Here is a 15044-nt window from a genome sequence, read left to right as displayed (position 1 = left end):
GAAAAAGATAATTTGTTACGCTAAAATGTTGAAAATCGAAAATTTAGGCTAAATTTTTTTTATTTCGGAAATAATTATATCTTTGCCAGGTAATTATCAAGAATCTCTAGATGGGATAGCAACCTGCAAAAACAAGCAAGGTGCTGCAATCGATAAGCCGGATCTTCCGGAAAAAATGTTTATCATTCTATCATTACTCCCATCTTGAATTTTTGTTTTAAAGTTAAAATCAAATGTTTAAAGACAAGGGAAATCACATTCCATCAGTAATTTTTTATTCTTCAGATCATGAAGTGAGCCTTCATTACTCTGATATGTTCTCATGCCATTTCTACATGCGCATGTGTTGTTGCTTCTAGCCTTTTCTATTTCTAAAAAATAATACAAACATTTCGAATTCTATGGTAACCTTACAATTTAGGGCTACAGGATCTGTATTGCTTAAAAAACAAATTTCATTAACAAAAAAGTACACAACAAACATGCATAATTTCAAAAAAAGAATTTTTATTCCTTCTATCGTGCTTATTTCTTCATTTTATTACGCACAGACGGACACTTTACAATCGAAGAAAATAGAAGATGTAGTCATCCTTGGGTCCAGGGGTTCCGGAAGATCTTTGACCGATACTCCTGTTCCGGTGGACATCATTAATATATCTAAAATTTTAAAACAGAGCCCGACGAATAATATCAGCCAGGCTTTAAACTATATCGTACCTTCATTTTCATCTACATCACATACTGTAAATGACGGAACTGATTTTGTGGATCCGGCACTGTTGAGAGGGTTAGGACCGGATCAGGTTTTGGTATTACTCAATGGAAAAAGAAGATATCAGTCTTCACTGATTAATGTTACCCTTACACCGGGAAGAGGTTCTGTGGGAACCGACCTTAATGCTATTCCTGCTTTTGCATTGGAAAAAATAGAGGTTTTAAGGGATGGAGCTTCTGCCCAGTATGGCTCTGATGCTATTGCGGGAGTGATAAACCTGGGACTGAAAAAAAGGCTGGGACTTTCCGGACAGGTATTTTTAGGTGGATATGCTTCACCTGTTGCCAATAATTTCTCCGGAGGGGTAGACGGACAGACTGTTTCTGTAGACCTTAATTATGGTGCTAAAATAGGGAAATCCGGATTTTTTAACATTACAGGTTCTGCGCAATACCGTGATCCTTATTCCAGAGCTGGAGTCAGGGAAGGAGATATTTTCAACGCCTATAATGCCATTAATTACCGGGCATTACAGGATGGAGTGAATATTGACGGGCTCTATAAAAATATTACCAATACTTCCAATACTCAGCAAATCATCAATACCATTAAACAGTATGCGACTAAGGTTGGATATTTTGCACCTGATTTTCAATCTCAGATTTCCGGGGCAAACAGCATTTCTGAACTTCAAAAAGTATTGGGTAAAGATTTTACCTCTGAGGAGCTTAATTACAGAGGATTGGAGAGAAAAGATTTCAGTTTGAGAGCCGGGCAGTCTAAACTACAGTCCGGACAGCTCTTCTTCAACTCTGAAATTCCTGTGAATGACGAATGGAAGGTTTATTCATTTGGTGGCTACAGCTACCGTCTTGGAAATGCAGGAGGATTTTACAGACTTCCGAACAATGAAAGGAATATTAATGGAGTTACTCCCAACGGATATCTGCCTCAGATTGAAGCCTCTGTAAATGATTATTCCCTTGCTGCCGGAATTAAAGGAAAATGGGATGGCTGGAATGTGGATTTCAGTAACACATTCGGGAAAAATGTTTTCGGTTTTGGTGTTGTCAATACTTTTAATGCATCACTTACAGATAGTTCTCCAAGAACTTTTGATGCCGGAGGATCTGAATTCTCACAAAATACTGTCAACCTTGATTTCTCTAAGAAATATGATGTTCTGAAAGGGTTGAACATTGCGTTTGGTGGTGAATACCGGCATGAAAATTATAAAGTAAATGCAGGAAAGGAAAACTCTTATGCTTCCTACGACATCTATGGCCGGGTAGTAACAGCCAAAACCCCTGAAAATGAAAAAGTAACCGATTTTTTTGGAAGTGTAAGACCCGCAGGAGCTCAGGTTTTCCCTGGCTTCAGTCCTGAAAATGCAGTTTCCGGAAACAGAAACAGTATTGCAACTTATGCTGATGCAGAACTGGAAATTACCGATAGATGGTTATTGGAAGGAGCTGTACGGTATGAGAATTATTCAGATTTCGGATATACATTCAATTATAAGGTGGCAACCAATGTAAAACTGGCTTCCAATCTCAACTGGAGAGGAGCTGTTTCTACTGGGTTCAGAGCGCCTTCATTAGCACAAATCTATTACAGTTCTACCTCTACGCTGATTCAGCAGGGAAAGACAACACAGGTAGGTACTTTCAGAAATAATTCTGAGGCTGCACAGGCATTGGGTATTCCAAAATTAAAACAGGAAACCTCACAATCCTACAGCACAGGAATTACCTGGAAGATTCCGGCATTAAGCCTTACTTTCACAGCGGATGCTTATTTAATAAAGATTAAAGACAGAGCCGTACTGACCGATCTCTTCTATCGCCCTGATGGTAATTTTACTCCTGGCTCGGATCAGGCCGTTCTACAGGATGCTTTTGATCTTGCCAGAGCCAGCGCTGCCAACTTTTTTGCCAATGCAGTAGATTCTCAGACAAAAGGGTTGGATATCACCATTTCCCAGAACTCAAAAATCTCATCCGGAATTTCCCTGGAGAATAATCTGGGAATCAATTTTAATCAGACTAAAAGAATCGGGGATATCCACGCTTCTCCTAAATTGGTAAGTCAGATCAATAATTATTTCTCAGAACCGAACAGAATCTATTTTGAAGAAGCTGTACCCCGTGTAAAAGCTACATTGGGCAATACGGTAAGAGTTTCCGGCTTTACTTTCGTACTGCGTAATTCTTTCTTTGGTAAAGTGACCGATGCAGATGTTGTGGATGCTAACTTTGATGGTGTAACAGGAAGTACAGAGCATTTCGTCCTTAACCGCCGCGTGATAACAGACCTGTCAGTAGGGTATAATTTTAATAAAAATATTTCAGCAACTGTAGGAAGTAATAATATCTTTAATATTTTGCCTTCTAAAAGCCCTGCAATAAGCTCGTTAACGGCTGATAACCAGTTTGTGTATTCCAGACAGGTTTCCCAGTACGGTATAGGCGGAAGGTTCTTGTTTGCAAGAATTGAATTCAGCTTCTAATATCAAGACTGACGTTTTGATTAAAAAAAGACAGAGGCTCAATCTCTGTCTTTTTATTTATTTCAGTGAAGAAAATTCAATGAATTCATATTCTGCGGAAGAGGTAAAAAGTTGTCTTAATACTGCCGCATGTCCATTTCCTGCAATCACAAGAATTCTGTCTTCATCGTTGTGAGGAATGTTTTGAATATTGCGGAACATTCTCAGGTTTCTGCTGTACCAGTAAAGAGCGAGCATATCGGCGCCGTCATATTCTCTTAGTTTAAAGTCACCGCTAAGATAAGCCCCGTATCCGTACTGATGGCTTTCTTTGGAATTCATATAAGTAAAAGTGTCCAGAAGAGATTTAAAATTTTTAGGCTCAGAACTCTTGTAGAAGGCAATAAACTGTTGGGAGATCGGGTCATCACTTCTGAAATCATAATCCTTGCTGAGGTTTTTAAAAAATGCAAAATCAGTTTTCCCAAAATGTTTTTCAAGGTCATCCAGAATAGATTCTGCGTCAATGCTGAACAATTCGTTTATTTTGAGTTCACTGGCTATTCTCATAGCAAGCTGATAACGCTCATCTCTTTTGTCACGGTGTTTGCCTTCGCTGTATTCCTTCAGCTTTTGATTGGCATTCCAGCCCGGCCAGGCCTCAATTGCAATCTTTGTCGGCTTAAATCTTTTGATATATTCTACCAGTTCTGTGACTTCTTTTGCTGTTTTGGGAGAAAGTACATCTACCTGATCTTCTTTATTGGTTTTATGGGCATCCAGATTTGGATAATCAAAATGAAAGGAGCCTACCACCAAAACTTTCGTCTTTGGATTTTTAAAATAATCTGAAGGCATTTTTTGAGCGAATACTGATGTAGAAAGGCATACAAGAAAAATATAAAGAAAGGTTTTCATGAGTTTATTTTTTTAAATTACTGTTACATTATTATTGTGCACGGTTTTTCTCTTCGAAATTCACCGCTCTGTTATTGGATTTGATTTTCTGGTTCCCCCAATTATAGGTAACGCTGAGTGTCATTCTTCGGGCATCCCAATAGTTGTTGAATGACTGTGTATTATCTGTAAAATACATATCTCCCTTATATCCGGACTGCTTAAAAATATCACTCACCGAAAGGTTAACCTGGAGTGCTTTTTCCACAAAGCTCATCTTTATTCCGGCGTCAAGACTTGCTCTGTTCCTTACAGCGGTGTATCCGTCACGGGAAGGAAGATTATGCCAGTAGTTGACAAATAGCATGAACGTTTTAGCTTTATTCAGCTGGAATGTATTATTGAGGGAATAATAAAACGATTGTCCGTTTTTAGGAACCAGATTGAACCTTGTAATCTGAGTCTCATTATAACTGAACGAAGTTGAAATATTACTTTCCCAGATTTTAAAGAAAGTATCAGTGTAATTCAGATTGATCCCGTAATTATCCTGATTATAGTAATTCTCGAATGTACTAACGAGGTTAGTCCCGGTCAGGAATGTGATCTGGTCAAAGTTATTTGTTGTTCTCTGGTAGTAAAGATTGGCCGAAAACTTACTTTTAAACATATAGTTAAGTTCTATATTATGATTAAAAGAGGGCTGCAGGCTTGGGTTCCCTGAATAATACGTGTTCGGATTGGAATACCATCGGAACGGATCCAAAGCCCGGAAATAGGGGCGGTTGATTCTTCGGGAATAATTGATACTGAACTGATTATCCTGATTGGCTTTATAAGAAAGATAGGCCGTAGGGAAGAATTTACCGTAATTATTCTCAGATTTTGCCTGTGTAGAAGGAGAGAAACCGCTGGATTGTGAATATTCATAACGGATTCCTGCTTTCACAGACCATTTTTCGCCAAGATCTTTACTGACGCTGATATAAGCGGCATAATTTTTTTCATTATAATCAAAAAGATTGCTTTTTGCAGGGTCTATGGTGTAATTTCCATTGATAAAATTAAAATATCCGATGTCAGAATTATTGGAAAACTGACTGTATTTTGCTCCGGTTTCCAACTGTATTTTTTTGAAATTTAAAGATAAATCTGCCTGCCCCGAATAGATCTTATAATCTACTGAAGAAAGATTTTTTACGATCTGTGTTGAGTTGTTAGCGACATTTCTTGTGGTAAAATTTACCTCTGTATCGGGCAGATTTCCATAATAATTAGCACCTATGCTTAGCTTATGTTCCCCAAATTTCTGATCAAAATATAAATTAAGCATCTGTGAAGTAAATGAAGAACGGTGCTTTGAATCTGTGTCTGTTTGCAAAGTAGGAGTGGTCCCGGTAAAGTAATGTTGTTTTGAATTGATATCCATATTGGAATGTCCTTTCGAAATATCATATACCAGTCCGATATTGGAATTTTTAGAAAGGGAATAATCAAAACTAGCGTTTAATCCTATTCCGTCATTCATATCCCTTCTTTCGTCCCTGCTTACAGAAGAGCTTTGCCCGGTAATTTTATAATTTTCCACTGATCTTTTATCTCCGTCATAACCCTGAAGCTTGATAGATGCTTTCACTTTTTCATTATGATAGTTTACTCCTGCTACTGTGCTGAATGCTGCATAAGTCTTTTGGGTATAATTCGTGGTCAGGTAGCCGCTCCATCCAGGATTTTGATTTTTTTTAAGAACAATATTGATTATCCCGCTGTTTCCCTGAGCTTCGTATTTGGCAGGAGGAGTGGTGATTACTTCAACTTTCAATATGTTTTCCGAACGAAGGTTTCGAAGGTAGTTAATCAACTCAGATCCGGAAAGATTCAGCATCCGGTCATTGACCATTACAGAGACTCCATTTTTCCCTGCTATGGAAAGCAGCCCTTTATTTTCATCTACCTGCAGTAAAGGTGTACCAGCCAAAACTTCAGTGCCTGAACTTCCCTGTGAAAGCATAGAGTTCTGAACATTGTAAACAAGACGATCCACTTTACGCTCTACCAGGACCTTTTTACCATTCACCATAACCGCTTCTATTTTGTTGACATTGGCGGTGTCTTTGGTTTGTGCTGCTGAAAAAGAATAAATCAGGGTGGCTATAAATACAATGTGTTTTTCCATATTATAAAAGACAGATTGAATGATATTTATATTACATTTCTCTGACAAAAGTACCGGAAGAGGTTCTATGAGAAAACAGCATTTAGATGAAGAAGACAATTATTCATGTCAAAAAAGTTTCGTCGGAAAAAAACAGGTTTTTGTCGAAAACAATTAATGAATTATGCCTTTAGAGATTTATATTTGATTATGAATAAAAAACAAATTATCTGGCTTCAAATTATTTACTGGAGTTTCAATTTCATAGGAACTGTCATTACTCCTAATTTTTTTGTTCCGGAAACTAACCGTCGGGAAGTACACATTCTGAGGGTTACTTTTTTTATTGTAAAAATTGTGACATTTTATATATCGTATTTCTTTATTTTCCCAAAAGTTTTTAAACTTGAGAAACTGTATTCGGCAGTTTTTGTTTTTATGCTGACCCTGTTATGTTTTGCCAGTATGAGATACGCTTTGGAAGAAATGATTCTGCCTTCTACTCTTGGCTTCCGGAATTATGATGAAAATACAGGACTTCTCTACTATCTTTTTGATAATATATACAATAGCTCGCTGACTACTTTCATTGCCGGTATTCTATGGATTCTGGAAAAATATGGAGTGGCTGAAAATGATAAAAAGCAGCTTCTGATCGAAAAGAAACAGGCTGAACTTCAGGCTCTGAAAACCCAGATCAACCCTCATTTTATTTTTAATTCATTAAATAATATCTACTCGCTTGTCTATCAGAAATCGGATAAGGCGCTTCCGGCTATTGAAGAACTGGGGCAGCTGCTGAGGTACAGCACGAAAGACCTTGAAAAAGATTCCATTTCGCTTGATAAAGAAATCGGATATATTGATAGTCTTATTGCGCTGGAGAAACTCAGGATCAGAAATCCCGAACTGTTAATCATAGAGAAAAATATTCAGCATCCTCACCTTAAAATTTCTCCGATGCTGTTGGTTCCTTTCGTGGAAAATGCCTTCAAACATGGGGATTTTCGTGATAAAGGTTTTGAAATGAAAATCTCAGATCATCATAAAGTTCTGCATTTTTATCTTTTAAATTTTAAAACACAGAAAATGAAAGATACTGTTTCAGGAATAGGAATTCAGAATGTGAAAAAAAGACTGGGAATTCTGTATCCCAAACACCAGCTTGAGATCAAAGATTCGGAAACGGAATTTATTGTAGATTTAAAAATTGATTTAAGGGATGAATAAGTTAAAATGCATTATCGTAGATGATGAGCCGCTGGCCATCTCACTTCTTGAACATTATGTGGAAAAAATTCCTTTTCTTGAACTGGTTTTTTCTACAGAAAATCCGATTCACGCCCTTGAATATCTTCAGAAAAATGATTCAGATCTTATCTTTCTGGATATTCAGATGCCTGAGCTTACGGGAATCAATTTTATGAAAATTGTAGGAACTAATCAGAAATATATTTTAACAACAGCCTATTCTGAATATGCATTGGAAGGCTATGAGCATAATGTGGTGGATTACCTTCTGAAACCTGTTTCTTTTGAAAGATTTCAAAAAAGTGTTTTAAAGGCTCAGGAGCGTTTTTCTTTTCCACAGGAAGAAAATACCCATTTCTTTGTAAAGTCTTCGGGACAAAAACATCGCATAGGCTTTCACGAGATTCTTTACGTTGAAAGTATCAAGGACTATGTCAATATCCGGACAGAAAATGATGAGTTTATCGTTCTGGATACTCTTAAATCAATGGAAAACCAGCTTCCTGAAAAATTTGTAAGAATTCATAAATCTTTCATTGTCAATCTGGATAAAGTGAAAAGTATCGGGGCTAAAAAAGTGATTCTTCCTGAATATGAGATTCCTATTGGAGAAAGCTATAGAGCAGGTCTTCTTGATAGAATATCATAATAATCATATGAGAGCTAAACCTTACAGGTTTCTAAAACCTGTAAGGTTTGGAATAATGTACCACAAAGTTCGGCAAAGGAAAATTTAAAGACTTTTAAAATAAAAAGACGGCTTCAACTGAAGCCGTCTTATATTAATTAATCTAACAATTAATCTTATTTTTCCTGTTGTTTGATCAGGTTCAGAGCAGAACCCGCCTTAAACCAATCAATTTGCTGATCGTTGTAAGTGTGGTTTGCCATGATGATATCTTTAGTTCCGTCTGTATGGATGAACTCTAAAGTAAGTTGTTTTCCCGGAGCGAACTGATCAAGATCTAAGAAATTAACAACATCGTCTTCAAGAATCTTGTCATAATCTGCCTCATTAGCGAAAGTAATTCCAAGCATTCCTTGTTTTTTAAGGTTGGTTTCGTGGATTCTCGCGAATGATTTTACCAATACAGCTTTCACTCCTAAATGTCTCGGTTCCATGGCAGCATGCTCTCTTGAAGAACCTTCACCATAGTTCTGGTCTCCTACAACGATTGTCGGGATACCTGCCGCTTTATAAGCTCTTTGTACAGCCGGAACCTCACCGTATTCACCAGTTAATTCACTTTTAACTTTATTGGTTTCCATGTTGTAAGCATTCACCGCTCCAATCAACATGTTGTTTGAAATATTATCCAGGTGACCTCTGTATTTCAGCCATGGTCCAGCCATAGAAATGTGGTCGGTAGTACATTTTCCGAAAGCTTTGATCAGTACTCTTGCTCCTGTAATGTTTTTACCGTCCCATGCCGGAAATTCTTCCAATAACTGAAGTCTGTCTGAAGTTGGGCTTACATTCACAACAACTTTAGAACCGTCCTCTGATGGAGCCTGGTAACCGTTGTCGTCTACAGCAAATCCTTTTGAAGGAAGTTCGAAACCTTTAGGCTCGTTAAGTTTTACCTGTTCACCTGCTTCGTTAGTTAATGTATCCGTAATCGGGTTGAAATCCAATCTTCCTGAGATCGCTACAGCAGCTACCATTTCAGGAGAAGCTACAAATGCATGGGTATTTGGGTTACCGTCAGCTCTTTTCGCAAAGTTTCTGTTGAAAGAGTGGATAATAGAGTTTTTCTCTCCTTTTTCCGCACCTTCTCTGTCCCATTGTCCGATACATGGTCCACAGGCATTGGTAAAGATTCTTGCGTTTTCAAATTTTCTGAAAGAATCCAGGAATCCGTCTCTTTCTGCTGTGAATTTTACCTGTTCAGAACCTGGATTGATTCCCAGGATAGCTTTAGGTTTAACGCCTTTTGATACGGCATCTTCTACAATGGAAGCCGCTCTTGATAAATCTTCATAAGAAGAGTTGGTACAAGAACCGATAAGCGCCCACTCAACTTCTAATGGCCATCCGTTGGCTTCAGCTTTAGCTCTGAATTCAGCAACAGGAGTCGCTAAGTCCGGAGTGAAAGGTCCGTTTAAGTGAGGAGTCAGTTCAGAAAGGTTGATTTCTATTAATTGATCAAAATATTGTTCAGGGTTAGCATATACTTCAGCATCCCCCGTTAAGTGTTCAGCAATTTTATCAGCGGCATCTACTACGTCCTGTCTTCCTGTAGCGGAAAGATATCTTCTCATAGAATCATCATATCCGAAAGTAGAAGTGGTAGCCCCGATTTCAGCACCCATGTTACAGATCGTACCTTTACCGGTTGCGGAAAGAGATTCTGCACCTTCACCGAAATATTCCACGATACATCCTGTACCTCCTTTTACGGTAAGAATTCCGGCAACTTTTAAGATCACATCTTTTGCAGAAGTCCATCCGTTCATTTTACCGGTTAATTTTACTCCGATAAGTTTAGGCATTTTAAGTTCCCAGGCCATTCCTGCCATTACGTCTACCGCATCAGCACCTCCTACACCAATGGCAACCATTCCCAGTCCGCCGGCGTTTACCGTATGCGAGTCAGTACCAATCATCATTCCTCCGGGAAATGCATAGTTTTCCAGGACAACCTGGTGAATAATACCTGCTCCCGGTTTCCAGAATCCGATTCCGTATTTATCACATACAGAGCTTAAGAAGTTGAATACCTCGGAGTTTTTGTTGATCCCTTCCTGTAAGTCTTTATCAGCACCTACTTTAGCCTGGATAAGGTGATCCGCGTGAGCAGTAGAAGGAACAGCCACTTTAGCTTTTCCTGCCTGCATAAACTGTAAAAGTGCCATCTGTGCGGTAGCATCCTGCATCGCTACTCTGTCCGGTGCAAAGTCCACATAAGAGTTTCCTCTTTCATAAGCTTGTGTAGCATTTCCTTCCCAAAGGTGGGTGTAAAGGATTTTTTCTGAAAGGGTAAGAGGTTTTCCCACAATTTGTCTTGCTGCTGCAATTCTTTCAGGGTAACGTTCGTACACCTTTTTGATCATATCAATATCAAAAGTCATATCGTATTTTAGTTTTGTTCTTGTTCCGTTAATGCTTCTTTTCCCTGTGTTGAAAAAGAAAATCACTTATCTATGCATCAAAAAACGTTCCTATAATCCATAAACAGGGCATTTTTGATTCTGAAATCAATAGATTTTATAACTTTCAATTTAAGAAAAATTAGAATTTATTTTCCAGCTTTTATCGAAAAAAAAACGTAACTATCATAAAATAGAAACGTTCTAAACAAAAAATTGGAAGATTTTAAATCCTTAAGGATTAAAATCTTCCAATAATATAGTTATTCAATAGTCTTGCGACTTATTATCAATCTCTTAGTGAGCGCTTGTACTTGTTAATTCTTTAATAGAAGGAACAAATGTAGTAAGGTCAATTCCCTCAACAGCAGTTTTATACTCATCGATGCTAGGAATTCTTCCGATGATTGCGGAAAGAACAACAACCGGAGTTGAAGCAAGCAGGGATTCTCCTTTTTTACGTTCAGAATCTTCAACTACTCTTCCCTGGAAAAGACGGGTAGAAGTTGCTAAAACAGTATCTCCTTTAGCTGCTTTTTCCTGGTTACCCATACAAAGGTTACATCCCGGGCGCTCAAGGTACATTACGTTTTTGTACTCTGTACGTGCTTCTCCTTTTGGAGCGTTGTCATCAAATTCAAAACCGGAATATTTTTCCAGTAATTCCCAGTCTCCTTCAGCTTTTAATTCATCAATGATATTATATGTAGGAGCTGCCACTACAAGCGGAGCATTGAATTCTACTTTTCCTTGTTGCTTTTCAAGGTTTCTCAACATCTGGGAAACGATCTTAAGGTCTCCTTTGTGAACCATACAGGATCCTACGAAACCAAGGTCTACTTTTTTCTCACCTCCATAGTATGAAAGGTCTCTGATGGTATCGTGAGTATATCTTTTAGATACATCGTCATTGTTTACGTCCGGGTCAGCAATCATTGGTTCAACAATTACATCAAGGTCTACAACAACTTCAGCATAATATTTAGCGTTTGCATCAGGAGTCAAAGCAGGTTTTTCACCTGATCTGATTTCTGCAATTCTCTTATTTGCTTTGTCAATTAATCCCTGAAGAACTTTGTTGTGATTATCCATACCCTTGTCGATCATGATCTGGATTCTGCCTTTTGCAATTTCCAGTGATTCGATCAAAGTATTATCTTCAGAAATGTTGATAGAAGCTTTTGCCTTCATTTCAGCAGTCCAGTCTGTAAAGGTAAATGCCTGGTCAGCAGGAAGTGTTCCGATATGAACCTCAATGATTCTACCCTGGAATACATTTTCTCCTCCAAACTGCTTTAACATCTGAGCCTGCGTTGCATGAACCACATCACGGAAATCCATGTGAGGCTTCATTTCACCTTTGAAAGTTACTTTTACAGATTCAGGAATCGGCATGGATGCTTCACCGGTAGCCAATGCAAGCGCTACAGTTCCTGAGTCAGCTCCAAAAGCAACTCCTTTAGACATTCTGGTGTGAGAGTCACCACCAATAATGATAGCCCACTCGTCTACAGTGATATCGTTAAGAACTTTGTGGATAACGTCAGTCATGGCGTGGTATTCACCTTTCGGGTCACGGGCTGTAATCAGTCCGAACTCGTTCATGAATTTCATCAGCTTAGGAATGTTAGCCTGAGCTTTTTTATCCCAAACAGAAGCCGTGTGGCATCCGGACTGGTAAGCACCATCTACGATTGGAGAAATCACAGTTGCTGCCATTGATTCTAATTCCTGAGCGGTCATCAAACCTGTTGTATCCTGAGATCCAACAATATTAACCTGTACACGAACGTCAGAACCGGCGTGTAATACTTTTCCCGGAGTAGTTCCAACAGCATTTCTGTTGAAAATCTTCTCTACAGCTGTAAGTCCTTGTCCTTCATGAGAGATTTCTTTTGACGGAGCAAAAACTGTTGGCGCTTCAATACCTAAAAGCTGAGCAGCAAATGTCTGTAGTTTTTTACCAAATACGACCGCGTAAGATCCTCCTGCTCTGATGAATTCCATCTTTTGCGGAGTGAAAGATTTGGTAAGGTCAATCAGTTCTTTATCGCCGTTATATAATTTCTTTTCTTTTGTATTAATCGTTAAAACAGTTCCTGTTGCTACTGAGTAAGCTTCTTCAAGAACAATGTCACCGTTTTCATTACGAACCGGGTTTCCGTTCTCATCTACTTTTTTTACCCAGTTTTTAAGGTCAATACCAATACCTCCGGTAACGTCTACTGTGGTAAGGAAGATCGGAGAAATACCGTTTGTACCTCCTACAATAGGAGCAATGTTGACGAATGGTACGTATGGGCTTGCCTGTTTTCCTGTCCAAAGAGCAACGTTGTTTACTCCGGACATTCTGGATGATCCTACGCCCATTGTTCCTTTTTCAGCAATAAGCATAACGCTTGCATCAGGATGCTTTGCCTGTAAAGCTTTGATTTCTTCCTGAGCTTCAGGAGTGATCATACATTTACCGTGAAGTTCACGGTCTGATCTTGAGTGAGCCTGATTACCCGGAGAAAGTAAATCTGTAGAAATATCTCCTTCACCAGCAATATAAGTAACTACTTTAATTTCTTCAGCAACTTCAGGAAGTTTAGTGAAGAATTCAGCTTTTGCGTAGCTTTCAAGGATTTCTTTTGCAATTTCGTTACCGCTGTTGAATGCTTCTTTCAGACGGTTCGTATCTGCTTCGTAAAGGAAAACCTGAGTTTTAAGAACGTTGGCAGCTTCTTTAGCAATAGCTGCATCATTACCTAAAGCAAGGTCCAGCAGCACCTCAATAGAAGGTCCGCCTTTCATATGAGACAATAATTCAAAGGCAAATGCCGGGGAAATTTCTTCTACTACGGATTCACCCAGAATAATTTCTTTTAAAAATTTTGCTTTTACTCCCGCTGCACTCGTAGTTCCGGGTAGTGTGTTATAAATGAAAAATTTAAGAGAGTCCGGTCGGTCAGCATTATCTGAATCTTTAATTTGTGCAATGATTTCGCTTAGTAATTCAGCACCATCAATTGGCTTTGGATGAAGCCCCTGGGTTTTTCTTTCTTCAATCTCTTTGATGTAATCCTTATAAATACTCATAATAGAAGGTCTTTCAAAATTAAAGCTAGGTCAGCTTTTTCTTTACCGGTGTGTATAAATACAATTAATGACATTTTGAGTTCTCGCATTTTGATGCAACATTAACCGAATAAAGTCAGCATAATCCACACTTTTTCAAAAGTTTTTTAAAATTATCAAACATTTCAAAATGTCCCCAAAATTACGAAATTTTACAATTTTATAAGAATGAAATTATTTAGATTCTTTATAAATATGAATTTTATAATATCTATTTTTGGTCGTATTTTTGTAATCAAATGGAGAATATGAAAAATATCCTGAATATTTTATGTGTTTTTATTTCGATTTTCGTTTTCTCGCAGACCAAATCTGTGAAGAAAATTCCTGTGAAAAAAGGAACAAAAAGCACGGTTAAAAAAGCAGCTTCAGCCAGCAAACCTAATGCTGATCTGGTAGTGATCAATAAAGATCTTCCTGTTTTGATTCCTAAGAAAAAAGGAGATCAGTTCGGGTATGTCAATCAGAACGGGAAATTTATTATTCAGCCGGAATATCATATTGCCGTATTTTTTTATGAAGACTGTAATCTTCTGAATTCACCCAATGAAAAAGTGAGAAAATTTGGAACAAAAGATTATGCTACGGTGGAGAAAAATATGATTTCTTACCGTATAGATCAGTCTGGGAAGAGAGTCTATCAGTTCAAAGATACCGATTTTGGAAAATGTAAATTTGAAGAATATAAACAACAGCTATTCCAGGCGTATATCCTCAATGGTTTTTATGGAATCATTGAAAAATCAAAATTTGTGAATGCGGCCGACTACAGACAATATCAGATCTATCCTCAATATCAGTATCTTTTTATTCTTGAGGGGGATGATGTTGCGAATCCGATGATTGTTGCCTCCAATAATGATAAATTCGGAATTATTGATGTTAACAATAACGTGATTATTCCGTTTGAATATTCCAATATTAAAAGAAATTTCAGCTGGAAACTGGGTAAAATGTTTGAAGTGACAAAAGACGGCTCAAATTACTATTATATCGATGCCAACAACAAAACTTACTAGAGAATGATAAATGATGAATGATTCATTTGATAACTCCTATTTTTCGTAGTATTTTTCAATTACGTAACCCGCAACCTAACAACCCACATCTCGCACCTCGCAACCCACTATCCCGCATCTCGAAACCCGAATTTCAATTCATATATTTTTTGTAATTTTGCCACTGAAATAAAGGGGTGCTTTAACAGGCTGAGATTATACCCAATGAACCTGGAACAGGTAATGCTGTTTAGGGAATTGAAAATGTATCAATGAAACAGTATAACAATATACCAATTGCTAGACTATTAAATTAATAAAATTGTT

8 protein-coding genes and 2 riboswitches are annotated in these 15044 nt (G+C 37.9%); of the genes, 4 read left to right on the top strand and 4 right to left on the bottom strand.

The features are described 5' to 3' along the window. Positions 1-88 precede the first annotated feature (88 nt). A riboswitch (SAM-I-IV-variant riboswitch) is annotated at positions 89-186 on the top strand. 296 nt (positions 187-482) lie between these two features. After that, positions 483-3227 carry a TonB-dependent receptor plug domain-containing protein gene (locus LIV57_RS11140; RefSeq protein ID WP_227942635.1) on the top strand — a complete coding sequence of 915 codons (2745 nt, stop codon included), beginning with the start codon at positions 483-485 and terminating at the stop codon, positions 3225-3227. A 57-nt stretch (positions 3228-3284) separates the two neighbouring features. Here the strand turns inward: LIV57_RS11140 and LIV57_RS11135 are convergent, their stop codons facing one another. Both LIV57_RS11135 and LIV57_RS11130 read right to left on the bottom strand, forming a co-directional pair. After that, positions 3285-4124, bottom strand: coding sequence for a DUF5694 domain-containing protein (locus LIV57_RS11135; RefSeq protein WP_227942634.1), 840 nt, complete (start codon positions 4122-4124; stop codon positions 3285-3287). Between the two features lie 31 nt (positions 4125-4155). After that, complete coding sequence (locus tag LIV57_RS11130) at positions 4156-6279, bottom strand: outer membrane beta-barrel family protein (protein ID WP_227942633.1); 2124 nt, start codon at positions 6277-6279, stop codon at positions 4156-4158. Between the two features lie 189 nt (positions 6280-6468). Between LIV57_RS11130 and LIV57_RS11125 the strand changes: the two genes are divergently transcribed. After that, on the top strand, positions 6469-7488 hold the full coding sequence (locus LIV57_RS11125) for a sensor histidine kinase (protein WP_227942632.1): 1020 nt from the start codon (positions 6469-6471) through the stop codon (positions 7486-7488). Further along, positions 7481-8158: a LytR/AlgR family response regulator transcription factor gene (locus LIV57_RS11120; protein WP_227942631.1), complete on the top strand. Its 678-nt coding sequence runs from the start codon at positions 7481-7483 to the stop codon at positions 8156-8158. The genes LIV57_RS11125 and LIV57_RS11120 overlap by 8 nt, the downstream gene beginning before the upstream one ends. A 155-nt stretch (positions 8159-8313) precedes the next feature. On the opposite strand, the gene LIV57_RS11115 is transcribed toward LIV57_RS11120, so the two are convergent. Then, positions 8314-10581 carry an aconitate hydratase gene (locus LIV57_RS11115; protein ID WP_110009967.1) on the bottom strand — a complete coding sequence of 756 codons (2268 nt, stop codon included), beginning with the start codon at positions 10579-10581 and terminating at the stop codon, positions 8314-8316. Between the two features lie 315 nt (positions 10582-10896). Next, complete coding sequence (locus LIV57_RS11110; RefSeq protein WP_227942630.1) at positions 10897-13680, bottom strand: bifunctional aconitate hydratase 2/2-methylisocitrate dehydratase; 2784 nt, start codon at positions 13678-13680, stop codon at positions 10897-10899. A gap of 287 nt (positions 13681-13967) precedes the next feature. On the opposite strand from LIV57_RS11110, the gene LIV57_RS11105 reads away from it, so the two are divergent. Next, positions 13968-14738, top strand: coding sequence for a WG repeat-containing protein (locus LIV57_RS11105; RefSeq protein WP_227942629.1), 771 nt, complete (start codon positions 13968-13970; stop codon positions 14736-14738). A 162-nt stretch (positions 14739-14900) separates the two neighbouring features. Further along, positions 14901-14992: riboswitch (TPP riboswitch) on the top strand. The last annotated feature ends 52 nt before the right edge of the window (positions 14993-15044 follow it).

The organism is Chryseobacterium sp. X308 (assembly GCF_020733145.1).
Lineage (GTDB): Bacteria > Bacteroidota > Bacteroidia > Flavobacteriales > Weeksellaceae > Chryseobacterium > Chryseobacterium cupriresistens.
The sequence above is the reverse complement of the archived record's forward strand: the minus strand, read 5'-3'. Positions and strand labels throughout refer to the sequence as shown.